General features: G+C 47.3%; 20 protein-coding genes and 1 tRNA gene. 12 read left to right on the top strand and 9 right to left on the bottom strand.

What is annotated here, in order from left to right:
- The 3 genes from HRU79_11495 to HRU79_11485 all read left to right on the top strand — a co-directional run.
- Window positions 1-763, top strand: a 763-nt coding sequence (locus tag HRU79_11495) for a squalene/phytoene synthase family protein (GenBank protein ID QOJ27234.1), incomplete at its 5' end; no start/stop codon positions are given.
- 117 nt (window positions 764-880) lie between these two features.
- The gene (gene hpnD, locus HRU79_11490) at window positions 881-1,762 is read left to right on the top strand and encodes a presqualene diphosphate synthase HpnD (GenBank protein QOJ27233.1); all 882 of its coding nucleotides are present in this window, start codon (window positions 881-883) and stop codon (window positions 1,760-1,762) included.
- A gap of 21 nt (window positions 1,763-1,783) precedes the next feature.
- Window positions 1,784-2,275, top strand: coding sequence for an NAD(P)H-dependent oxidoreductase subunit E (locus HRU79_11485; GenBank protein ID QOJ27232.1), 492 nt, complete (start codon window positions 1,784-1,786; stop codon window positions 2,273-2,275).
- A 171-nt stretch (window positions 2,276-2,446) separates the two neighbouring features.
- Here HRU79_11485 and HRU79_11480 read toward each other — a convergent pair whose 3' ends face one another.
- Both HRU79_11480 and HRU79_11475 read right to left on the bottom strand, forming a co-directional pair.
- Window positions 2,447-2,587, bottom strand: coding sequence for a hypothetical protein (locus HRU79_11480; GenBank protein ID QOJ27231.1), 141 nt, complete (start codon window positions 2,585-2,587; stop codon window positions 2,447-2,449).
- Window positions 2,588-2,654: 67 nt separating this feature from the next.
- Entirely contained in the window at window positions 2,655-2,873 is a 219-nt protein-coding gene (locus tag HRU79_11475; protein QOJ27230.1) for a hypothetical protein, read from the bottom strand.
- Between the two features lie 567 nt (window positions 2,874-3,440).
- On the opposite strand from HRU79_11475, the gene HRU79_11470 reads away from it, so the two are divergent.
- The 7 genes from HRU79_11470 to HRU79_11440 all read left to right on the top strand — a co-directional run bounded on the left by HRU79_11470 (window position 3,441) and on the right by HRU79_11440 (window position 12,298).
- On the top strand, window positions 3,441-5,003 hold the full coding sequence (locus HRU79_11470) for a hypothetical protein (GenBank protein ID QOJ27229.1): 1,563 nt from the start codon (window positions 3,441-3,443) through the stop codon (window positions 5,001-5,003).
- A 135-nt stretch (window positions 5,004-5,138) separates the two neighbouring features.
- Window positions 5,139-5,864 (top strand): translesion error-prone DNA polymerase V autoproteolytic subunit, encoded by a 726-nt coding sequence (gene umuD / locus HRU79_11465; protein QOJ27228.1) that lies wholly within the window; start codon window positions 5,139-5,141, stop codon window positions 5,862-5,864.
- Window positions 5,865-5,946: 82 nt separating this feature from the next.
- Window positions 5,947-7,101 (top strand): hypothetical protein, encoded by a 1,155-nt coding sequence (locus HRU79_11460; protein ID QOJ27227.1) that lies wholly within the window; start codon window positions 5,947-5,949, stop codon window positions 7,099-7,101.
- 3 nt (window positions 7,102-7,104) lie between these two features.
- Window positions 7,105-7,389, top strand: coding sequence for a hypothetical protein (locus tag HRU79_11455; protein QOJ27226.1), 285 nt, complete (start codon window positions 7,105-7,107; stop codon window positions 7,387-7,389).
- A 9-nt stretch (window positions 7,390-7,398) separates the two neighbouring features.
- Window positions 7,399-10,611, top strand: a complete 3,213-nt coding sequence (locus HRU79_11450; GenBank protein ID QOJ27225.1) for a DNA polymerase III subunit alpha — start codon at window positions 7,399-7,401, stop codon at window positions 10,609-10,611.
- A gap of 16 nt (window positions 10,612-10,627) precedes the next feature.
- The gene (truA, locus tag HRU79_11445; GenBank protein QOJ27224.1) at window positions 10,628-11,389 is read left to right on the top strand and encodes a tRNA pseudouridine(38-40) synthase TruA; all 762 of its coding nucleotides are present in this window, start codon (window positions 10,628-10,630) and stop codon (window positions 11,387-11,389) included.
- An 87-nt stretch (window positions 11,390-11,476) separates the two neighbouring features.
- Window positions 11,477-12,298 (top strand): M48 family metalloprotease, encoded by an 822-nt coding sequence (locus HRU79_11440; protein ID QOJ27223.1) that lies wholly within the window; start codon window positions 11,477-11,479, stop codon window positions 12,296-12,298.
- 26 nt (window positions 12,299-12,324) lie between these two features.
- On the opposite strand, the gene HRU79_11435 is transcribed toward HRU79_11440, so the two are convergent.
- Entirely contained in the window at window positions 12,325-13,188 is an 864-nt protein-coding gene (locus HRU79_11435; GenBank protein ID QOJ27222.1) for a M55 family metallopeptidase, read from the bottom strand.
- An 83-nt stretch (window positions 13,189-13,271) separates the two neighbouring features.
- A complete protein-coding gene (gene mtaB / locus HRU79_11430; protein QOJ27221.1) occupies window positions 13,272-14,570 on the bottom strand; it encodes a tRNA (N(6)-L-threonylcarbamoyladenosine(37)-C(2))-methylthiotransferase MtaB in 1,299 nt (432 codons plus the stop codon).
- Between the two features lie 29 nt (window positions 14,571-14,599).
- On the opposite strand from mtaB, the gene HRU79_11425 reads away from it, so the two are divergent.
- The gene (locus HRU79_11425; protein ID QOJ27220.1) at window positions 14,600-14,998 is read left to right on the top strand and encodes a hypothetical protein; all 399 of its coding nucleotides are present in this window, start codon (window positions 14,600-14,602) and stop codon (window positions 14,996-14,998) included.
- 71 nt (window positions 14,999-15,069) lie between these two features.
- On the opposite strand, the gene HRU79_11420 is transcribed toward HRU79_11425, so the two are convergent.
- Window positions 15,070-16,452 carry a VWA domain-containing protein gene (locus HRU79_11420; protein QOJ27219.1) on the bottom strand — a complete coding sequence of 461 codons (1,383 nt, stop codon included), beginning with the start codon at window positions 16,450-16,452 and terminating at the stop codon, window positions 15,070-15,072.
- Window positions 16,453-16,798: 346 nt separating this feature from the next.
- Window positions 16,799-18,964 (bottom strand): hypothetical protein, encoded by a 2,166-nt coding sequence (locus HRU79_11415; protein ID QOJ27218.1) that lies wholly within the window; start codon window positions 18,962-18,964, stop codon window positions 16,799-16,801.
- A 99-nt stretch (window positions 18,965-19,063) separates the two neighbouring features.
- On the opposite strand from HRU79_11415, the gene HRU79_11410 reads away from it, so the two are divergent.
- A tRNA-Pro gene (locus HRU79_11410) sits at window positions 19,064-19,137 on the top strand.
- Window positions 19,138-19,157: 20 nt separating this feature from the next.
- Here HRU79_11410 and HRU79_11405 read toward each other — a convergent pair.
- The 3 genes from HRU79_11405 to HRU79_11395 all read right to left on the bottom strand — a co-directional run bounded on the left by HRU79_11405 (window position 19,158) and on the right by HRU79_11395 (window position 23,489).
- Window positions 19,158-20,525, bottom strand: coding sequence for an aldehyde dehydrogenase family protein (locus tag HRU79_11405; protein QOJ27325.1), 1,368 nt, complete (start codon window positions 20,523-20,525; stop codon window positions 19,158-19,160).
- 103 nt (window positions 20,526-20,628) lie between these two features.
- A complete protein-coding gene (locus HRU79_11400; GenBank protein ID QOJ27217.1) occupies window positions 20,629-22,554 on the bottom strand; it encodes a tetratricopeptide repeat-containing sensor histidine kinase in 1,926 nt (641 codons plus the stop codon).
- Window positions 22,551-23,489 (bottom strand): PorV/PorQ family protein, encoded by a 939-nt coding sequence (locus tag HRU79_11395; protein ID QOJ27216.1) that lies wholly within the window; start codon window positions 23,487-23,489, stop codon window positions 22,551-22,553. The genes HRU79_11400 and HRU79_11395 overlap by 4 nt, the downstream gene beginning before the upstream one ends.
- Window positions 23,490-23,502: the final 13 nt, after the last annotated feature.

Genomic DNA, 23,502 nt, shown 5'->3' with positions numbered 1-23,502 from the left:
CTGGTGCCTGAAGTTTGCTAAATCACACTACGAGAATTTCCCTGTTGTTTCTGTTTTGCTTACCAAACAGGAACAACGTGCATTAGCTGCTGTTTATGCAATTGCACGAATCGGGGACGACATTGCCGATGAACCCTTTACGGGGGATCGCCTGGAAGCACTTGCTACACTCGATGCTGTGGTGGACAACCGTATTGAGCCTGGCGGAAACCCTGCCTACATGGCAATCCAGGATACGATCAACAAATTTCGTCTGCCGACTGACCCCTTTCACCGCCTGTTTATGGCTTTCAGGTTTGATGCAGAGAATACGGCTTCAGGCACTGCACAGCCCCCTACTATCCGCTTTAACACCTGGGAAGAGGTTCATCAGTATTGCAATAGCAGCGCAAATCCCGTTGGCGAACTGTACCTTCGGATTCACGGTCAGTGGTCGGACGCTGTAAAGCCAATGTCTGACGCTCTGTGCACGGCCCTACAAATAACTAACTTTTTACAGGATCTTTCAGTCGACGTCCCACGGGGGCGATTGTATATTCCGGGTTTGCCCAATAACCCACTGCAGGATTTGGTGCAAACTCAACGGGCATTAGATGATGCTAAAAACCATACTGCCAGGCTGTACACAGCTGCCCGTACGTTGTATCAAGTAGTACACCCTTTACGATTGCGGTTAACGCTTCGAACTATTGCGCTTGGCGGACGAATCATTCTTGCACGGTGTAATATCTCCAGTCTTACAAAACGAGTAAAACATCCATAACCCTATTGCCTACACAAGCCCATTCCACATTGCGGCTGCATATTTGAAGTGGGTAATTCAAGCGCACCTGATAGTAGTCTAATTTGAATGCCTATCTTTGGTAGCAAATACACTTCTATGTCGGAAGACACAGTCAAAATATCAACCACCGGATCTACCAGCTTTCACTACAGCTTTTCGTTCCTCCCCCGCGAACAACGTCATGCCATTCGCACTGTTTATGCATTTTGCAGACGGATTGATGACATCGTGGACGAAGGTCCATCGGAAAGCCCTGAAGACATTGCTACAAAACGGGAACGCCTTCAATGGTGGCGTTCAGAAGTTGAGAGCCTTTACAATCCTGCTGCAGCATCTGTTCTTACAAAGGGGCTTTCACAATCGCTTCAGAGTGTCATCCGAAGGTATTCAATTCCAAAGCAACACTTTTTAACCCTGATTGATGGCTGTGAGCGCGATTTAGTACAGCACCGTTATGCAACATTTGATGAACTTAAAGAATACTGCTACGCTGTTGCGAGCACCGTTGGATTAATCAGCATTGAAATCTTCGGGTACAAGAACGAACAAACCCGCCAGTACGCTATAAACCTGGGCTATGCACTGCAGCTCACCAATATTATGCGAGACCTGAAGGGCGATATCCTCCGAGGCTATGTTTACCTTCCTCTTGAAGACCTGGAACGATTCCGCTATTCTGAGCAGGATCTGAAAAACGGGGTGTACAATGAAGCATTCAGGGCATTAATGACATTTCAAGTACAACGTGCCCGACACTATTACCACAAAGCCCGAACCTTGCTTGTGCCCGAAGAAAAAGTGACCATGGTGGCCGCTGAAATTATGGATGCAATTTATTACCGCCTACTGGATAAGATTGAACTTCAGGACTATGCTGTGTTTACCAAGCATATTTCGGTAAGCACCGTTCATAAGCTGGCAACAGCACTCAGGATCTGGTTAAGCAGCAAATTATTCATCCAGCGCTTGCGTGGATGATTCATGTTGTAAATTCGCACTATGGTGAATGAACTTGATACCCGTTTTGAGTTTAATGACGTAGAGTCACGTGAGGTAGAAAGATTAAAAAATCTGTACCCTCACCCTAAGGCAGCCATTATGCCCGTACTGTGGATGGCCCAGAAAAAGTGGGGCTGGCTGAGTGAGGATGTCATGCGATATGTGGCTACGGTAATGGACGTACCCTACGCACATGTTCTTGGCGTTGCAAGCTTCTACACTATGTACTTTAAAAAGCCTATGGGACGTTACCATGTGCAGATATGCACCAACGTATCCTGTATGCTCCGCGGTGGCGTGAAGTTGCTCCAGCATGCTAAACAACGCCTGGATATCGGACATAACGAAGCCACCACTGATAGAAAGTTTTCACTCGAAGAAGTTGAATGTATGGGTGCCTGCAGCGGAGCCCCTCTTGTTGTTATCAATGAAACCTACTACGAGCATGTAACAGAATCGCAATTAGATGAACTGTTGAACCGCTGCGACTGACGCAGAACTCCCATCGACCCAATACACAAAAGCCCAACTGTTTGCAGTTGGGCTTTTAATTTTCGAATCATTCGTTGTATCCGACATCACTCAGCAAGGATTGCGGCCATGTAACATTTTCAATGAAAACGTAAGTCATCAATTCCCTGCTGTTGTGTTGTTTTGCATCAGTTAGTTGTTCTCGCCACGGTCAATCAGGTACGGAGTGGAGCTGCGGTTGTTCTCGCCACGGTCAATCAGGTATGGAGAGGCGCTACGGTTGTTTTCACCACGGTCAATTAAGTAAGGGCTGAGGTTACGAGTTGTTTTCATTGTTTTGTCCTTTGAATTCATTTGGTTATTAATGGTTTACAGGAAAAGACTACAGATGATGGTTTGATTAGTCTTCATACCGATCGAAAATCCAGGTAACAGTACCTTCTTTTTTCCTGTTCCACTCGGCTTGTTGCATGATAACCGGATCATTCATGGACTGCTGAATTAAACATTGATTCGGCGGCATATTCACAATATCAACAACTACTTGTTCCGGAAGCGTTGTAACCTGCTCTGTGCTTAGTACACCAAGAACCATTAAGATGGAAATGAATAAACTCATGACAGACTCCTGTTTAAACGTTAAAAATGTTAAAAATGTTTAAAAAACTTAATTCTCATCGTATGTTGTATCACCTACCTGAGGCTTTACCTGACAGATCTGGACGATAGGCTCATGCAAACATCTGCTGACTGTTACATTGGATACTGTAAACCATACATTACTCCAGTCAACATTGCCACCACATAACGGCGTTTTTGTTACATTGAGCAATTTAGATATTTTCCACAATTCAGGCGGTTTTGTTACCACCTCTGATAGGAGGGGTGATTAGAGCAGATTTTTGACAACTACATACAAACCAAGCGGAGAAACAGCGTAACACTCTCATTTTCCAATGATTTGCTGGTCTTTAGGTCAAAAATGGACTACTACAACTTTACCACGAGGTGCGAAATATCATTTACAGTTTCCCTTGTTCTGTTACATCAACAGTACAAAATTGAGCACTTATTTTTACTAATGTAGTTTCTGCGACATACTTTTTGTTACATTGCGTATATGTATGTAACATTTGCCTGTAAAACGTTATAGGCGGAAGCACAAGAACTCACTTGGGCAAGGATTATGGAAGTCTTAAAAGAAATACTTCGGATTGTTACATCTAAGGCAGATGTATCAAAAATTTTACCTGAGCTTGTGGATCAGAATCACAGCGACTATCACACGCTAACTGGACGCTATTTGAGGGGTATTCATACCGACGAGTTTAAAACTGATGAGGAAGCAGCCCAGGTCCTGTACAAGGCACATCGCTCTGATCAGCGCTATCGAACTCTGAAGTCACGGGTATATGACAGGCTGATTCACAGTGTACTGTTTCTTCAGGTAAAGCAACCTGAGCACAGTGAATATCTTAGCTACTATTACAAATGCACAAGAAATCTAATATGTGCGCAAACCCTGATTCGGTTTGCTGCCCGAGCTGCCGGCCACGAAGTAGCTGAGCGGACGCTTACCATGGCAGAAAAATATCAGTTTACCGACATCTGTCTGGCACTGGCAAAAATTCTGCACGATACTTCAGCAGTAATGGGACAGCGAGGGAAAGCCTCTCTTTATCGTGGGAAAACAAGCACCTATACATCATTACTTCAAGCAGAACACAGGAGTGATTTTATAATTGATACTTTCGTACTAGAAACTGACATGAGCAGCCGAACCACGGCTTACTTATCAGATATGGCAGAAGCGGGGCTGATGGAAATCAGAGAACTCTGTGCTGCTCATAAATCGCATACACTCATTCTTAATGAATTCAGAATGCGTATCACACTCCACAGTTTTCACGGACAACATAGCGGAACACTTGAAACTGCCAATGAGGCAATTGCCTATTTGGAGGCCAACCCGCACTTATCACAGCCGGCCCGACTTGGTGAATTCCGTCTGCAAAAACTGACAGTACTTATTGCCTTAGGTAAAGTCCAAGAAGCATTCCGGATAACAGATTACGTTACAAACTCATTCCGTGCCGGCGGCTATAACTGGTTTAACGCCCTCTATTTCTCAATAATTGCAGCATTGCGAGTTGGTGAATATGAAAAAGCAGCTGACTATGTAAATCAGGCAACAAAGCATCAGATGTACAATCTGATTGATGATTTTAGAAGGCAGAACTTCACACTGTTAAACGCATACGTATTAATTGCTGAGCAGTTGCAATTAGGGAGTCTGGTGAATGCTTCACCGGAAGAGTTTCAAAGAAGAGGTGCACGGTTTAAGCAATTCAGGCTGTCAACCTATTTGAACAGTATTCCCGAAGTGAGCAAGTACAAGCAATTCTACAACACTGCTGTTCTGATATCAACAATATGCTTTCTGATTTTGTATAAAGACTTTGACCAGGCGGAACGCAGGATTGAGTACATCAAGGTGTATGTTAGCCGGTACATCCGTTCCCAAACATTTCACAGAGTGAAAATTTTCCTGCGTATGCTGCAGGCATTCAACCGATGCAGTTTTGATCCTAAGCAGATCAGGAAGGCGAACAAAAAATTACGGGCCCTGCTAGAAGAATCCGGTGCTGAATCTAATCCCACAGCAATTGGTGAATTTATCAAATTTGAGGTGCTGTACGAGGGCCTGCTAAGCTTTTTAGACCGCTATGAAGCATCATTGGATGAGTAATTTAATTCACTGTAAACAGACACAGTAAGACCTCAATTTCTGCAAACAGGAAAAACAAAAAAAAACTTCTTGCGTTAAATTCTACATTTTGTATATTGCATCTACATTTTGTAGACATGCTAACAGGAAGTTGTTATGCTAAAGACAGAAATTGGTTACAGACATCGGCTTGTTCGCGAGCAGCTAGGATTATCGGTACCCGATTATGCCGGAATTATGGGGGTTCGCCCATCCACAATATACTCATGGGAAAGTGGCCGTACTGCCGTTCCCCACAAGATACTTACGGTGCTGGAGCAGAAGTACGGTATTCCTGCAAGCTGGATTTTAACCGGTATTGTATCACAGGCGCATCAAACCACCATACCCACACTCACCCATTTAACCGAGCAGCTTCAAAAGCTACAGGCAATGGTAACCGGTCTTCGCAGTACATCACCGCAGGTTATACCAAGTCCGGAAATACCCCAGCCTTACAAAATCCCGATGCTCATGCTGGGGGTAAGCGCAGGTGTACCGGTAGCAGCCGAAGATACTGTAGAGCAGGAAATAGACCTGGCAGAAATGCTGCTCCACAACCCCGGTAGCACATATTTTATTCGGGTTGTGGGAGACAGCATGGTAAATGCAGGTATTGCCGATGGAGATACGCTGATTGTTGACTGTTCCGTACAACCACGGTACGGTCAGATTGTCATAGCCCGCATTTTTGGTGAACTTACAGTTAAGCGCTACATACAGCAGCCTGACGGAAGTCCGATACTACGGGCAGAAAACCCTGCCTATAACGATATCATCATAACTGCCGATATGGAGTTTGCCATCATCGGCGTTGTCCGCTCCTGTATCAAACAGTTTTAACCTATCACACTCCACGTACCGGACGCTTCTGTCTTCAGAAGTGTAAGGAATACGTGTCCCGTTACCAAACAAAAGGCACATCATGATTACCGCCCTGTTCTTCCCCAACCTGCCAATACTGGCATTTCAGATGGTCCTGGGTACCACAAAATCCATCATCGTGCATTCAGGCGGCTACGTAACAGCACCCGCTCAGATGTCGGGCATACGTATCGACCAGGCAATGGCGCTCCGCCCCCTCGCATGTCCGCTATCCAGACAGCCTGCACTTGAGCGTGCTGCCTGGGAACATATAATCGAATCTGTCTATAAGCTTACGCCAAGCATTGTTGATGTAGAACCTGGCAGACTGCTATGTAGCACCAATAACATTTTGGATATTACAAGGCTGGTCGCACGTATGGGAGGCTGTGCAGGAACTGCACGTACTGCTACACTGGCAATGCTGGCCGCAGTCTCGGCTCATCCGGGAACTATTGTGCGCCTGGATGATGACAGCAGTGCTGACTTTCTGGATACTCTTCCTTTACGTGTTCTTCACTCATTCCCGGAGCTCGAAATAAGTCAGCGTACAACGGACAGATTAGAACTGTTTGGAATGGGAACCATAGGCCGGATTCGCAGGCTTACCAGGCAGCAATGGCAAGATCAGTTCCAGGAGCAGGGACTTCGGCTGCACGAGTTTTTACGAAGTCTGTCTGACAGTAATCCGATCCCTCTGTACGTTCCTGCCCCTACAGCAACGGGCATTGTTTCTTTCAGCGATCCCGTCACCCAGCCCGATCTGCTGCAGCACTCGATAAATCTTGCTCTAGACAATGCTATGCAGCACCTACAGAAGCAGCATACCCGCAGACTGGAAGTTTCTCTGCTTGATGCATCGGGTAACCCGCTCTTTACTGCTTCCAGGATACTCCGTGCCTCTACGTCACAGCGTGAGCATCTCTTGGTTCAGGCCACAGCAATACTCAACCAGCTAACTACCTCTCATCCGTTGCAAGCAACACAGCAGTCGGTCCAGGGGTTACGTATCAGGCTGGGGGCTTTGTCTGTTGTGCCACCCAGCCAGACTTCCTTATTTAGAACAAAACCCAATGCCGAAGTTATCTCGAAATCTCTGGCACGCAGGTTTCCGGCTGCAATCAAGCACGTTCGAATTCTGGATGCCTATACCTGCATGCCGGACCGTTTTGCTTCGGTAGAACCATGGAACCGCTCAGGTGGAGGAGTTGCATAGGATATGCGTTTACTAATGGAGCCCATCGACGTAGCAGAGCAGGTACCGGCCACCGCCTTGCTTCAGGCTGACCATCTGCATTCCTCCGGTCTTGGAGTCCAGCCGCGGGCATTTTGCTGGCAGGGGCTGCTTTACGAAGTAGAAACTGTCCTGGAAACCTGGTCAGCACGATGCGAGTGGTGGGGTACGGAAGAACAGCGGGAATACTTCCTAGTGCTTACTCAGATGGGAGTCATGGAGATTTTTCAAAGCAGACAGGGATGGATATTATCACGGGTGTTTGACTAATGCAATCCTATGTTTGGCAGCCTTCGAACCTTCTCCTTCTTTTCATTCCTTCGTGCCGTTTCGTCGCCTGAAGAGCTTGCCTGCAGAGCTTCACAGCTTGGCCATTCTGCGCTGTGTTTAACAGACTGGAACGGCGTATATGGAGCAGTACAACTTCAGCAGGCATGCAAGAAACACAAACTCAAGCCCCTTATCGGATGTACTGTGGCGGTTGCTGACTCAACGGTAAGCATTATTGCCAAAAACGCTGCCGGCTATCATTCGATGAACTGCCTTATCAGCACTGTTCACGAAACACAGGATGTCCGGCTTACAAACCCGGACGAACTGCAACACGTGCGCGACTGCTGGCTGCTGCATACATACACCGTCCCAATCCGATTACATCACAGCTGCTCGCAAGCTGTTGTGCTTAACCTACAACGTACGCCTGGTGAACAGCGCAGGAACAACATACTCCTGCACCATGCGCGGCAGGCTGATCTGCCTGTGTGTATTGCGCCAGAGGTGCGGTACGCACAGGCCGCCAACTATGCACTGTACGATGTTGTTACGTGCATCAGGGTCGGATGTACCGTGTTTGAGCCTCACCCTGAAAGACCGGTGAACGATCAGCAGTATCTGCGGTCAGAATCAGAGCTTCAAACCCTTCTTCCCTATCCGGATGCCATGCAGACAACGCGCCGCATCATTCAGGAATGCAACTTTGATATCGTACCGGGTTTTATTACACCACCATCGGCAAATATCCCGGAGGGGGCTTCGGCCGACGTGGAATTACAGAAACTCTGCGATATACTGTTTCACAAAAGATATGATGCCGGCTCGGATCTGTCTGCCACAGCAAAGGCTCAGTTGGAACATGAGCTAACGATTATTAAAGAACTTAAACTAAGTGACTTCTTTCTTGTGGTTCGGGAAATTATCATGCAGGCTCAGCAGAGAAATATCCTGTATTCAGGTCGGGGGTCAGCCGCAAATAGTATTGTTGCTTACGTTCTTGAAATCACCAACGTGTGCCCGATTCGGCACCACCTGCTGTTTGAGCGTTTTTTGCATAAAGGACGTAAAGGAACGCCCGACATCGATGTTGATTTTGATAGTGACAGACGGCAGGAAATCATAGCATGGATGGAGCAACGGTTTGGCCGTGAACAAACGTCAATGACTGCCACTCTTATCACCTACCAACCGCGAATGGCTATTCGTGATATAGCCAAAGCACTTGGATGGACGCCCGAAGAGGTGCGGAATATCACCAGGCAGGTACCTGTAGTGACAACAAAACCGCTTACCGAATACATAGACGCTATTGCAGGCATTACCGGTCCTGCCCCGTTGCTGTCAACACTGGTAAAGATGTCAACGATGCTACTGAATCGTCCCCGCCACCTTGGTCTGCACAACGGTGGCATGATACTCTCGGCAAAGCCCCTTACCTGCTTTACTCCGCTGCAGCGATCAGCCAATGGAACAAGTGTGGTACAGTTCGATAAGGATGATGTCGAGGCAATGGGCCTGGTAAAATTTGATGTTCTTGGGCTTCGAATGCTGGCATGTATTAACGAGGCACTGGAGTTGATTGAACTGGAACAGCCACCAGACATGCCGCAAGAGGAGCCATCACGCAATACACCTGTTGCCGGTATGCGCGAGATAATACGTACACTGCCACCCGATATACCATCGGTGATGCAACTCATACGATCCGGAAAAACCATTGGCGTTTTTCAAATTGAAAGCCAGGGACAAATGCATCTCCTGGCACAACATCAGCCCGAGTGTTTTAACGATCTAATTACCGAAGTAGCCATTTTCCGTCCCGGTCCACTTCAGGGCGGGATGGTTCATCCATATATCAGACGACGTCGCGGCAAGGAAGCCGTTACGTATTTGCATCCTTCACTTGAACCCATCCTGAGTGACACTCTGGGCATCGTGCTGTTTCAGGAGCAGGTTCTTGAAATCGCTAATCGGTTTGCAGGAATGCCGCTTGAGGAGGCCGACGATTTCAGAATTCTGATAAGCAAAAACAGAGACTCAGACAAGATCGCCGAGCTCCAAAATAAATTTATTAAGGGGGCTATGGCACGAGGAATTAGCAAACAGATAGCCGAGGCTGTCTATGATACTGTACGGCATTTCGTAGGCTATGGCTTCTGCAGAAGTCATGCAGCCGCATTTGCTGCAATTGTGTATCAGAGTGCATGGCTGAAAACACAATATCCGGCGGCATATATGGCAGCATTTATGCAGCACCGCCCGGGCTTTTATAATTTGATGACGCTTGAAGAAGAAGCCCGCAGATGCGGCGTCCCCGTATTGATGCCACATATCAACAAATCAGGATTGCGCTACAAACTGGAGCGGACAGAGAAGAATATCCTTGCCATCAGGAAGCCGCTTACAAGTATTTCAGGGATCACCGAAGATATAGCTCGTCCGATTGTATGGGAAAGGTACTCAGGATACTATCGCAGCGTTGAAGAGCTATGGGAACGAACACGATTATCCCAGGATGTTTTTGATTCATTGGCACTTTCAGGAGCACTTGATGATCTTGAGAAATCATCACGGTCTGCACTATGGAAGTCTGGTGTGCTCGGCAACCATGCATCCCGGACTACACCTACTGTTGACCAGCCATTGTTCTACTCAGCTCCTGTACTTGACAATATCCCGGAGTTGCCTCCCGTAAAAGCACAGGAAAGATTAGCATACGATTATCAAACCCATGGTGCTGCCCGGCTGCATCCTATGACGTTGTTCAGACGTCATCTGTCGGAACTGGGCGTGCTGCCAATTCAGTCACTATCAGATGGATATTCTCAGAACGCTTCGTCAACCTCAGCCTCTCGGGATCCTGAATACCGTGAAGGTATTGCCGGCAATCCCACACCATACGCCATCGTTGCGGGGATAGTGATCCTCCGACAGTCTCCCCCAACCGCTCGTGGCGTATTGTTTGTTACGATCGAAGATGAAACGGGATATGTTCAGTGCGTTGTTGAGCCAAACGAGAGAGAGTATTTTCGTACGCAGCTTCGGCAGGCTGCACTAATCGTAAAGGGCATTGTCTGCGCTCGTGCATCGTGGCGTGGATTGCTCGTGCGGGAGGTTGCAGTACTGCAGCAGGCGATCGGTGGCTACGCAGGTCACCCGTCAATGTACGGTGGTACCGATGTACAGCATCATACAACCAACCATCCTGTAACTAAATAAATATAGTGTTTGCATTATGATAGCGTTGCTTATCGAGTACGATGGAACCAACTATGTTGGATGGCAAAGACAGCCAAATGGTATTTCAATTCAGCAAACCCTTGAAAATGCAATCTCTTCGCTCGTCGGGTCGCCGGTAACCGTAACCGGTGCAGGCAGAACCGATTCCGGTGTTCATGCTGCCGGACAGGTTGCCCACGCAGCAACCGGCATGCGCTCAGTGCCGGAACAAAAACTGTCGGTTGCTATCAACACAAGACTTCCACACGACATTCGCGTTCGGGAGGCACGGTATGTGGCCGACGATTTTCATGCCCGCTTTCAGGCAGTCAGCCGGGAGTATGAATACCATATTGCGCTCAACCAGAATGTGTTTCGGAACCGTTATGCATGGTACCCAACGCTGCCGTACGACCGAAATTTACTGAACCAGGCCGCATCGGTCTTTATTGGTACCCATGACTTTACCACCTTTAGCAAGCACAATCCAGCAACACGCTCATACACGTGTACCGTTGAACATTGCGCCGTAGAACCGTCTGCCGACGAACTTATCATTCGAATCAGGGCAGACAGGTTTGTGTACGGAATGTGTCGTGGTCTGGTAGGTGCAATGATGTCTGTTGCCCGCGGACGATGCAGTATTGATGAAATCAGGGGCGCACTTCTCGCTGCTGACCGGACGTTTCATGAGTTCAGTGTTCCTGCACATGGTTTAACGTTATACAAGGTGTACTACAACACACAATTATTTTCAAACACACAGACCGATTCATGATTGCTATTTGCGTCTCGTGATGCATTTTCGTGAATCCTCCGGCTTGCCCCCGGTGGTGCATGTGATTTACCCTCCTGGACTGACATCATGAAACTTACCGTAAAGAAAACGATACTTCGAGGAATTTACCTGGTAATCTTCTCGCTTTTTATTGCTACCGTACTGCCAACCTGCAGTAGCCTTAATGTGTTCCCCATTAGTAAGGACAAAGAGTTAGGGACTCAGTTTGATGCTGAAATTCGAAATGATCCTAAAACCTACCCTATCCTGAATAATGCTGCTGCCCGAAGTTATGTTCAGGGGATTATCGATCAAATCAAGCGTAGTCCTGATGTTAAGTATGCCGGACAGTTCCCGTATGTAGTACAAATAATTAATGATGACAAAACCGTAAACGCATTCTGTACACCCGGAGGTTATATCTATGTGTACACCGGTCTGCTAAAGGTCCTTGATAATGAGGCCGCCCTGGCCGGGGTGCTTGGTCACGAAATCGCACATGCCGAACTCAGACACAGCACGTCCAGAATGACGAAGGCAATGGGTGTTCAGGCATTACTCGATATTCTTGCAAATAACACAACAAGTACAACAATTAACTTCACCGCAAACGCATTTGCCGGTATTGGGCTATTAAAAAATAGTCGCGATGATGAATCCGAAGCTGATGACTTCAGCTTTCGGTATTTGATGGCTACAAAGTGGTACCCCGGGTCCATAATCTACTTTTTTGAAAAAGTTCGCGGACGGGGCGGAAGCGGGTTGGAAGAATTGTTCAGTACGCATCCCCTACCACAAAGCCGGATTGATGAAACAATAGCACGATTAAAGAAAAACAACACCCCCCCTCCTACCGAGGCACAGCTGAATGCCAGAGGGTATGCTGATTTTAAGCGAACGTTAAAGTAGAATCAATGGGCCGACTGTGGCTGGCATTATCGTAGCCAGCTTGGAGCTTCGTACAGAGCTATTGCCAAACTCGTCCACAATCTCCGAAACGCCGAGGCAACTGACGGATCCATCACGACCACAGTTCTGTCGTTTAACAGTTGGAAATCTCCCACTTGCGCAATCCGTGCAGCCGTTTCCGCGCGATACGTTTCCAATTCTATATAGGGCATGGCAACAGGATGTGCCACTTCAAACTCACTCCTGTCATACATATCCAGCATCAAGGAGCAGGCATTCACGATCTCTTCCCTGGTTCTGGCTGGCGGATAGCAAATTGCGGCTGTAGGACCAAGCGTTTTCTTCGTTGCAACAAAAGGTACCGTTCTGTTCCATTCCCGTATCTCGGCTTCGAGATCACTGTTACCAACAATCAATCCCACAGGGACGCCAAAATCCCCCAGGATAGCAGCATCCAATTGCGCTTCCCCACATGATTCTCCATAAAGGCGCAAATCCGCAATTGTACTACCAACAAACGTATGAGCAAGCAAACCACCGGGGGTACGCGCCTTGGTGTGGAAACCAACCAGAACCGCAAGGTCAAACGAGTCGTCTATTCCTTCACACTGACACAAAGGTTTGTTTTCAGGTGTTGCCGTGCCTACAACCAGTTCGGCCGAAGGGTGCAATTTATCCAGCAGTACATTACGCATAACGCCATGACCATCGCCAACTCTGAATGAAAATTCAATATCTGATCTGGCTTGAATGCAGCCCTCGATCACCGCATTCACATCGGCGGTAAGAGCAGCCTGAGCAGCACTGTAGCCACGTCCCTCCGGCATCAGCTGGTCAGGGTGAACTACTCCGGTTGCGCCTTCCATATCAACAACAATAAATATTTTCATCTTCTATATTGATTTTTGGGTTTGGAAATTCGTAATCGGATCATGAATACCAGCAGACCGAATAACGTTTACCGGGGTTGGGCTTATACAAGCTCTGCGTTTACCCAGGATTGTCCTACATCTGTGAGCCGTACTTTGACCGGTGTTCTATGAAGAGCCGGACGACCCGTAAACCGCACCGGGATGTAATTCTCGGTGTACCCTCGTAACAAGTCATTGCTTCGATCATATTGATCTGAAATTGCGGTTCTGACTGTACCTAACTGTTTCGTCCAGAATTCGCGTTCTCGCTCTTTGGACATTGATCGGAGCAGTCGTGTACGCTCCTTGCGTATGGCTTCGCTGACTCTACCGGGCAGCAGTGCTGCCGGAGTACCGGAACGCTCACTATAGGTAAATACATGAAGGTAGGTAAAAGGCATAGACTGAATAAACGCAACACTCTCATCAAAGAGCGCATCAGTCTCTCCAGGGTATCCAACGATAACATCAATACCAATTGCAGCATCGGATTTCGTTGCACGAATACTCTCCATTGTTCTTCTGTACATCTCCGGATTGTACCGCCTTTTCATTGATTTCAGTATGTCGGAGCTTCCACTTTGCAGCGGTACATGAAAATGTGGAGCAAACAAATCGGAGGAAGCAACAAGATCGATGATTTCCCGCGATAATGTATTCGGTTCGATACTCGAAATCCGGACCCTATAGGGTAGGCTGAGCCCATCCATCATTGTCAGAACGTCGATAAACCTGTGCCCATTGCTGCTCCGATACTCACCAAGGTTAATGCCCGTAAGGATCACTTCATGGAAGCCCTGGTCAGCAAGTCGCATACACTCATAAGCGATAGCCTGCATTTCCATAGCCCTGGCTGGTCCACGGGCAGCCGGAATAGTGCAGTAGGTGCACGAATATTCGCATCCGTCTTGCAGCTTAAGGTACGCTCTGGAGCGTTCACCAAATACTTGAGTTGCAGCGCCTTCAAAGCCGGTTGCTGTTGCCATGTCATTAACAAACACCTTTGGCGAAGTCCATTGCGACATCTCATCGGCAATGTTGGCAATATGCGTTTTATTGATGTTTCCAAAAACTGCCTTGACGCCTTCGATTGAGGCTACTTTTTCCGGCTGAAGCTGTGAATAACATCCCGCTACGGCTACCGAAGCAGTCGGAGCCCCCTTCAGTCCTCTACGTATAATTTGTCTGCACTCTGTATCAGCAGTTTCGGTAACTGTACAGGTATTGATAACAATGAGTTCTGCTTCCTGTCCAAGCTCGACTTCAGTGTAGCCCTTTTGGCGCAGTTTGTTTTTAATGACTGACGTTTCTACTTGATTAAGTTTACAGCCAAGTGTATGAAAAGCAACTCGTTTCTGCATAGATTACTGCAAAGTTAGAAAGGAAAACAATGACGAAGATTGAACCAGGCATCACCGGTACCGTTGAAGTTTGCGTTACACCGCAGATGACTGCGGTACTGGAAGGACGCGAGATTCATCCCGTGTGTTCTACCTTTTGGCTTGCCTATTATGCAGAGGTTGCAGCCCGGCGCGCTATCGAACCCTATCTTGGTGCCGACGATGATGCCGTTGGAAGCATAGTCGAAATCCGGCATCAACGTATGGCGGCTGTCGGGTGCAACCTGCTCGTTACAGCAACTGTGGCAAACTTCCGGGCCTCACGCGTACAGTGCATCATTACAGTGACGGCAAAAAAAACGAATACCCTCATTGCAGAGGGTATTCAGGAACAGGTGGTTATACGAAAGGAGGCCCTTAAGAATAAGATTGCTTCTGCGGTCAAATAACATAAGCGATCCTATTGTATTGTTTTCTACGAGATAATCTGCGCAATTACTACTTGCCCGACCAATATTGATTACAGTTTTGTAAGAATGAATTTGGTTGCATTCACCCTGCTTTGGGATCCTGAAGCATCATCATTCGAACGTGTTATTGATAGTTTCCGCCCGTAGCTCTGAACTCTTGCAGGAGGAACACCCCTTCGGATTAAAACGTCACGGACGGCATTCGCCCTCATGTGCGGATCTTTTTCTCCGTTATTTGAAGTGCTTGTATACTGAATTTCCAAAGCAAGATCTTTACGCTGCACTAATACTGTTGCAATTGAATCCAGTAATGGAATGTTATTGTCGTCAACAGCATTCGTTAGCTCCTGGAAATTAATATCTGCCGTCATTACAATCTGGTTAACATCTGCTGAATTTGAATATTCTAAACCAACACTCGGGAGCATTGACAGCATTTCTCGTGTTTTAACCAGCCCGTTTGTCGAAATCCCGGACATCGTTGCACCACCAAACTGCTCGGCAACTATGGCACGATTTGGTTGGGCCATGATGAGGTAGGAATGCCTCAGAGAATGGTAAATGCCCATGAACACTTTATCAAAATCATTAATATCGTTCAATGCATAAACGCGCCCATTCGTGGTTTCTGCCAAACGGTGCAGTTTTGAAAAGTCCGCAATTCCGTAGGTAACACAGTTTACAACTACATGATTTTCAACCGCGGATGCAACTACGTCATCAAGGGAATGTTGTGATTCAGTATCGTCGCCATCCGTAAACAAAACCATAAACCTTTTCACGTCATCCGGCATTTTACTTAACTGGTCAATCGAAACCATGGCTGCATCGTAAACCGCACTTCCGCCCCCCCTGTACGGCAGTCCATTAACTTTGAACTGACTAAGATACTCTTGACGGTCACGAGTAAGTTCAACCTCTACCTTTGGAGTACCTGTAAACTTAATAACGCTAACATAGTCGTTTGGTGAAAACGACTTCAGCGCGGATTGAATGGCACGCTGCATACGAACTGCACGTGGTATGGTGATTGACGGGCTGTGATCCAGCACAAAACTGACGGCAAAGGCTTCATTTTCGGAACGGCGAATTTCTTTTACTGTAATCGCCGAACTCGTTGCCTGAATTTTCAGCTCGTGGTTGATAAAATCCGTCCATAGTTGCCGTGCTTCTTCCTGACTCTCTAAGTATGGCGGAGCGTACCCTCCCAAACTTACTCCCTCTAAATCGGTGAGTGTTAATTGAACCTCACGTGATTTGTCGGCCATGATATCAGATAGTACAACATACTTGATCTGATTCTTGACTGCCATTTCATGAATCGGTACTAACCCCTGGCTGTTATTGTCTGGTCGTGTGTCTGCATATCCAGCGGATACCTGCGTAGCAGTGACTACAAACGCCACCGTACAAAGTAGTAATGAAATCTTCATCAAATGCCTCCCGAAATGACAGAAGTATAAAAACAACGGGCGCAATCTACGTACGTATTTTTACGCTGTCAAGTGGTAGAGCACGATTTTTCGATTTATTTTTACGTATTAATACGTAATGAGCAATCTTGGCAAGCCCTAAGGTATTACATTTCATTCACTTACCACGAACACATAATGTAGTGAATAAATTCAAAGAAAAACTTGGCAAATCACACTAATAGCATCAAAAACAATACTTTAATGGCTACAACAGTATTGCGGTACTGGAAAATTTCTAATTTCCTATGGTCACCTGAGCCATAGTTGACCATACGCATATTTACGTACGTAGGCATCGTCGACATTACATCAGACCGTATCGCTTGCGCAAAAACCACTCAACGCTGAAGGCTGACAAGGAGACCAGAATTGGCCAGACAGTATTCCAAAGTGCAACTTCGTTCGACCCGGTTTCGGCAACCTCGCGCATTCGCGGATCGGCCACAATTCTGGCAAGAACGGAATCCGCATTTTTCAGATCTGCATAGCTCGCCCCCGACGCATTGGATATGCCGCGCAGGAGAGCAGCATTTTGGGTCGTAGCAGCGGCTTCGATGCTCAGAGTATCAACCGAGAATCTTCCGGATGCCGTTGCAATTCCTTTATCTGCATCATACGCTACAGCTTTATACGAATAGTCGCCTGGTGGCAATGGACGCATACGAGTTGCAAACGTTCCATTCCCAAGTCCCTGCATGGTTACTACTCGTGAGCTTTTTGCCGACGAAATTGTGAGTTGCACCCCAGCCTTGGGATGAAGATTGTAAACAGACTGAAGCAGAGTTCCCGTAAACGAAATTTCCTCACCCGGAGCATAAATCTGGTGCATGGTTTTCACCACAAGGAGTTGTTCGCCTTCGTCCCTGGTAAGCACTTCCATGGTATTTGAAACAAACGTGCTCAGTACATCAGGTGCCGTAGCATTATGCAGCATCGCCGCCGCAGTCCCCATGAGTTTCCACCGATACAACCCGTACCCCAACACAGCAACGGCACGTTGTTTATCGTTCTTCGAGCGGACAATGAGGGGCTCCTGCATTGGAATATTATTAACCCGGATGGTAGCAAGAACATCAGCACCAGGGTTTACCTTCACAAACGTCTCAGTCTTATAAATCGGTGGCAGGGTATTCCACAAATCCTGATCAGCCGGGTCGCCGGAAATGCGCATAAATGGATCAGTGGCCGAGGCAGCATCAACATTGGCCGTCACCGAAAACTCATTTGGACGATGTGCAACCACGGAAAACGGCAGGAATTTTTCAAGGGGCTTAAGCTTATCGTAGTCAGTTGTCCTACTTGGAATAAAAAACAGATTCAGGCCTGCTTCGCAGGCACGCACCAGACGCTGAATAACATCCGTTGGCGTTGTTGGTTCAGGGAAGCCTACCAGAACGGCAGTTACCGCTCCCCTGAAATCAGTGTCAGACGGTGGAGTGGCGTAAAATACTCCGCCGGTTTTTTGCAGAAATGACCGAAGAATTACCGACTTATCAGCTCCGAGCTGTTCCTTTACAAACGATACATCCGGACTGGGCGCTCCTGCCAGGAGTAGGACCTTCTTCTTGTCATCTTTAACATCTACATAGCGTATCACTGAATTGTTATGCTGGTTTTTATCGGCCGTATCAGAGATGATCCGTACCTGAATCCGATGGATACCGGTCTTAACCGGCGTCCACTGCGTTTTTACCAAACTCACTTGCTTGCCGGATGTTATGCGTACGGTGTCAGACGCTATTTTTTTCCCTTCATCTTCAAAAAAAACGTGAACGGTTTTGCCATTCATTGCATCGGCGGCAATGGTGGCGGTAAGCAGTACGGGTTGTGCAACCCGGGTGTGCTCGGGAGATGTTACCGATTCAAGTCGAATGTCGGACGTGACAGCGGTATCTCCGATACCCAGGGTGTACCATCCAACTTTTGAGTCACGTACTACTGCTGTGGGCAGCACACCTGAATTCCACTGACCATCAGTGACCATGAGCACAACGCCCGGTTGTTCAGTACGTGGTCGGTTTACAATGTATTGCATGACTTGAGCCATATTCGTGCGGTCATCGGCAAATACAAGTGCCGAATCGGGGTTGTACTGACGTATCCGCGATCCGAAAAGCAGAACCCGGGTGTTATTGCTTAGCCCCTTCACCTTCTGAAGTAACGTTTGGATCTCATCGTGTATGGCCTGTTCTCCTGTATGTACGGGAACCGAACGTGAAGCATCGACGGCAACAACAAGCAAGGGTTTAGTTGTGTGCGAGTATAAAAACGAAACAAGGGGTTCAAACAATGCTAATGCAAGAGTAAACAACGCACAAAAGCGTAATCCCATTAACATTGCTTTCCTGTTCCGGGGCAGGACTGGCTGTGTTTTGGAATACAAGAAAACCGTCAGCGCTGCCAGGACCAGAGCCATACCTACCAGTAACCACCAATTCCCTGTTGTTAATACCAATTCAAACTGCTGCATGAATAACCTTTTTGTATTCCCTAACGCCGAAATTTACAGAACAATCAACTTGCTGTTTGTGTGCTTAGTACTGTACTACGTAACTTTGTGTTCTTATGTCGGGGCGTGGCTCAGCCCGGTAGAGCACCTCGTTCGGGACGAGGGGGTCGGAGGTTCAAATCCTCTCGCCCCGACACAATTAAAACCAGTTCGTTTACCCGAGCTGGTTTTTTATTATTACCGACTTCAGATTAACAAATTCGGTTAAACCAAAGTGCGAGAGTTCCCTGCCGTAGCCGCTGTTCCCGGTTCCTCCAAACGGCATTCGAGGGTCACTGCGAACAATGCCATTAATAAAAACTGATCCGTCCTTTATACCAACAGCTACATTCTCTGCTCGCTCGATATCTGCAGTGTATAAGGCAACGCCCAGACCATACGGTGTTTTCTGAGCAAGCTGGAGTGCCTGCTCATTTGACTCTGCCACCGTGATCGCAGCCACCGGTCCAAATGTCTCCTCGTCAAAAACACGCATTGACGGTTTAACGTTATCCAGTATCGTTGCTTCGAACAATGCACGCTCCCTATTTCCCCCAACCACACACCGTGCTCCCTGCCGAATTGATTCCACAACTTGCTGTTCGAGTTTTTCTGCAAGGTCTGTACGGGCAAGCGGGCCAAGAGTCGTCTGCTTCTGCATTGGGTCTCCCGGAATAAGAGACGCTACTCGTTCCTGAAGTCCGCCGATAATGTCAGCTTCATGCTTTTTGTGAATGATCAATCTTTTGGCAGCAATACAACTTTGGCCGGCATTTGAAAAACGGGCAACAACCGCATCATCACAGAACGATTGCACATTAGCGTCGTCGAAAGCAACCATAGCGTTACTCCCTCCAAGCTCCAGAACTGATTTTTTCAGACTTGCTCCTGCTGCAGCTGCTACAACTGCCCCTGCCGTGGTACTGCCGGTAAAGGTTACTGCATTAATTGCTTGGTGCGAAATGATGTTTGCAACGTTTCTGTGATGAACACGTACCCCTGCAAATACACCGTCTGGAAAACCAGCCTCTCTGAAAACACCTTCGATGGCTTCAGCACATCCGAACACATTGGGAGCGTGTTTGAGAACAACTGAATTGCCGGCGGCAATCATTGGGATCGCGCAGCGGAATACCTGCCAGAATGGAAAATTCCAGGGCATGATTGCGAGAATCGTACCTAACGGATCTTTTCGTACATAAGCCCTGTCTGCAACACCTTCAACATGTTCTGATTGAAGCATGCCATCAGCATTTTCGGCATAATACTCAGTGACCCATGCACATTTTTCAATTTCTGAAACAGATTCAAGAATTGGCTTTCCCATCTCGCGGGTAATAATGCCAGCGAGCTCTGAACTGCGTTCCCGTAGTTGTTTTGCCAACCCTAACATCAACGTTGTTCGCGTTCTCAGCGGTACCGTTCGCCACTGCTGTGTTGCTCTTAGTGACTTGCGGAGAATTTCCGCAACTGTCGGTTCATCGTACTCGGACCATGCTGATATGATTTCCTGATTGTAGGGATTGATACTATGAAACATTATATGTCCAGGCGTCATGCTGTTTACAATACATTTTTAATAACAATACCAATTGGTACACGATTCTGCCTTGAGGTGATTCGGGGGGCAGCGAGCAAACCTGAAGTTACTGGGCAGTTTCATTCCCGTATGGTGGATTTGCAAGCTGAAGTTCAACGAGGAACGTTGCCCCTCCCTCAGGTGACGTGTTTTCGTACCAAATCCTGCCGTTCATCCTATCTACCATTCGCTTGACCAGATAGAGACCGATACCGGTACTATCTTCACCTCCGGTAGGCGTTGATGACAGTTTACTAAACGGAGAAAACAGGCGTAGTCGGTCAGTATCGCTGATGCCGTGACCGTGATCCGCCACCCTCAGGACTACCATTGCACCCTTTTCAAGTGTGCGTTCAAGTCCAAGGTGACATTCAATGGTTTCACCTAACGGAGAGTATTTTATAGCATTACTAATCAGGTTGTCAAATACAACTGCAAGACTTGCATCCGAAGCCTGTACCCAGAGCGGCTGTTCACTTTGTGACGAAAGTATCCGAATGTTCTTTTCAGTTGCAAGTGCGGAAAGCGTATGCAACGAGTACGAAAAAGTCGTGCGGGCGTCGGTCAGGCTGCCATCAGTCGTATTCTCGGATGCCGCTACGCGTAACGTTTTGTTAACCATTTCGAACATCCGAGTAGAGATTGCGTGAATATCGCGTTCTAACTCCATTCGCTCGCTAATCGTAATCGTTTCATCGGTCCCCAACATTGAAGTCACAGTACGAATCGTACTGAGTGGGTTCTTCAATTCATGTGCAAGCAATGCTATATACCGTTCATTTTCGGCAACAACTTCTTCAAGGTGTCTTACGAGGGCCCCCAACTCAGCATTGCGCTGACGCTCTGCCTCGGCCTCACCCTTTTTCCGGGAGCGTTCAAGAGTTCTATTCATTCGGTACACCTTACTCTTGAGCGACCTCGAATAGAGCATTTTCAAGTGCTCACATCGTTTACGAAGGACAACTGATACATTCTTCCAGTCTTCTATACTTTCGTAGTATTCCAGTTCTTCGTTGTAGATTTCCAAAATGAATGGTACACTGTACATGTACTGGGGCAACGTTTCATTAACCAGCCTCAAGGTAGGCGCCCAGTCACCTGCCAAACGTGCCCTTTTTGCAGTAGCCCGCATTAATGGAAGGTGCGAATGCCCATCAAACTTGCCTGCTTTCTCCAGCTCGCTTACTTCATTTAGAAGTTCGTCTGCCGATTCGAGATCACCAATTTCGAGGTAGCTTAAAATAAGCATTCCGTAGTCAGAAGCAACGTCAGCAACTTCACCAAACTGCTTTGTGTACGTTAGTGACTGCTGAAATGCATCAATTGACTCATGAATTTTATCAAGGCTGCGGTAGTGAAGACCAATATTGTGCAGGGTTTTTCCAATGCCGACATTATCTCCCAGTTGTTTAAAAGTCTCCAAATTTTCCTTGGCTATGGTAAGTGCTTCCTCGAAATCATACAGATAGTTGTGGTATAGGGTTGCCATGTTCGAACGAACAATTGCGCGGAGCGGCACATCATCAGTGATATTGAGTTTTTCCAGCGCACGCTCGTAATAATCAAGTGATTCGCTAAATCGGTTAGTAAACTGGCATACATTTCCAACATTCAAAAGCACACGTGCCTGGTCAAGCTCCGATCCGAACTTTGATAGTAGGTCTAATGCTCTGGAATGCATTTCAAGTGCTTCGTCATAATTAACATCAATCAGAGCCAGGACTCCCAATTCATTATACCCCAGGCCTTCCAATCTTCTGTAGGCAGCACGTTTTGCAATTTCAAGTGCCTGCGACGCCTTTGTCCTTGCATCCTGGTTGTTACCGACGTGTATGCTGGCACGTGAAGAAATCAATAGGACGTCAGCAAAATGCGGACTATCAGCTTCGCATCGCTTAAGCAATTCAGAGCACTGTTCAAGGACAAACTGGGGATCGGACCGTAATTGTGAGCGGGCCTTCTCAATGTCATGAGCTAGACTCTTCTTCGTCATAGTGATAAACCAAGACTAATCCTGTGAATAAGCGCACTGCTTCCTACAGAGCTCATGGCATAGTCAACATGCATGTCATTCAGTGTAACACTGGCTCCTGCTGACACTCCAGCCAGCTGAGTAGCCACATTAACATTGCTTATGTTCCGGGTGGTATTATCGTATCCTAACCGTAGTCTTACATACTTACCGGCACGCAGCTCACCACCAACCGAGAAGTTCAGAAAACGGTCAAAAAACGATGGAACATCATCTGCTAAATGATTAATTGAGGCGTTTACAAGAACAGGCAAGCCTTTTAACTGGTGGTTAACCCCCAAACGAACATCAAGAGGAAGCTTGTCCGTTGTCCCGTCAAATGTTGTCAGCTGAAATCCGGCATTTAAAATCGAAAGCCCAATATTGGTATTCGACTTGGGGATTTGAAACAACAAACCGCCATCCATTGCCAGGGCAAACGTGTTTTGTGTTTCAACGGACCCATACAAGAGTTTTACAGTAGCTCCCCATGAAATCAGGGTGTCGATCTCACGTGAATAACTTCCTGCAAGTGCGATATCAGCTGCACCGAACGAGCCAAGGAGTTCGCCGGTAGTACTGGTTCTGTTAAACGACCCGTAGGATACAAAAGAAGCATGCACCGCATAGGCTTCGTTTGGTGCCGTACGCATCGAGTATACGAGGTAACCGGAGTTAATATCCAGAACGTGTTTGATAAACGTTACGTCAACCTGGTTGGAGTCGGTTGTAACCAGACTACCGGGGTTCATTACCACCATGGACGGATCGTTTGTCATGGCAACGGTAGCACCTCCAAGCGCAGCGGCACGTGCACTAATTGTACTACGCAAGAACGAAAATATCGTGCTCTGCTGAGCCCTGACTCCTGCAATTGTGGTACAAAATGCACAAACGATAACTGTGAGTGATCGCATGGGAAAGCGGAAT

It is taken from the genome of Ignavibacteria bacterium (assembly GCA_015709655.1).
Classification (GTDB): domain Bacteria; phylum Bacteroidota; class Ignavibacteria; order Kapaibacteriales; family Kapaibacteriaceae; genus OLB6.
Note: the sequence above shows the minus strand (reverse complement) of the source record. Positions and strands in the feature narration are given on the sequence as shown.

Coding starts and splice junctions, on each gene's coding strand:
- hpnD (QOJ27233.1), top strand. CDS start 881: ATGTCGGAAGACACAGTCAAAATATCAACCACCGGATCTACCAGCTTT.
- HRU79_11485 (QOJ27232.1), top strand. CDS start 1,784: ATGGTGAATGAACTTGATACCCGTTTTGAGTTTAATGACGTAGAGTCA.
- HRU79_11480 (QOJ27231.1), bottom strand. CDS start 2,587: ATGAAAACAACTCGTAACCTCAGCCCTTACTTAATTGACCGTGGTGAA.
- HRU79_11475 (QOJ27230.1), bottom strand. CDS start 2,873: ATGAGTTTATTCATTTCCATCTTAATGGTTCTTGGTGTACTAAGCACA.
- HRU79_11470 (QOJ27229.1), top strand. CDS start 3,441: ATGGAAGTCTTAAAAGAAATACTTCGGATTGTTACATCTAAGGCAGAT.
- umuD (QOJ27228.1), top strand. CDS start 5,139: ATGCTAAAGACAGAAATTGGTTACAGACATCGGCTTGTTCGCGAGCAG.
- HRU79_11460 (QOJ27227.1), top strand. CDS start 5,947: ATGATTACCGCCCTGTTCTTCCCCAACCTGCCAATACTGGCATTTCAG.
- HRU79_11455 (QOJ27226.1), top strand. CDS start 7,105: ATGCGTTTACTAATGGAGCCCATCGACGTAGCAGAGCAGGTACCGGCC.
- HRU79_11450 (QOJ27225.1), top strand. CDS start 7,399: ATGTTTGGCAGCCTTCGAACCTTCTCCTTCTTTTCATTCCTTCGTGCC.
- truA (QOJ27224.1), top strand. CDS start 10,628: ATGATAGCGTTGCTTATCGAGTACGATGGAACCAACTATGTTGGATGG.
- HRU79_11440 (QOJ27223.1), top strand. CDS start 11,477: ATGAAACTTACCGTAAAGAAAACGATACTTCGAGGAATTTACCTGGTA.
- HRU79_11435 (QOJ27222.1), bottom strand. CDS start 13,188: ATGAAAATATTTATTGTTGTTGATATGGAAGGCGCAACCGGAGTAGTT.
- mtaB (QOJ27221.1), bottom strand. CDS start 14,570: ATGCAGAAACGAGTTGCTTTTCATACACTTGGCTGTAAACTTAATCAA.
- HRU79_11425 (QOJ27220.1), top strand. CDS start 14,600: ATGACGAAGATTGAACCAGGCATCACCGGTACCGTTGAAGTTTGCGTT.
- HRU79_11420 (QOJ27219.1), bottom strand. CDS start 16,452: ATGAAGATTTCATTACTACTTTGTACGGTGGCGTTTGTAGTCACTGCT.
- HRU79_11415 (QOJ27218.1), bottom strand. CDS start 18,964: ATGCAGCAGTTTGAATTGGTATTAACAACAGGGAATTGGTGGTTACTG.
- HRU79_11400 (QOJ27217.1), bottom strand. CDS start 22,554: ATGACGAAGAAGAGTCTAGCTCATGACATTGAGAAGGCCCGCTCACAA.
- HRU79_11395 (QOJ27216.1), bottom strand. CDS start 23,489: ATGCGATCACTCACAGTTATCGTTTGTGCATTTTGTACCACAATTGCA.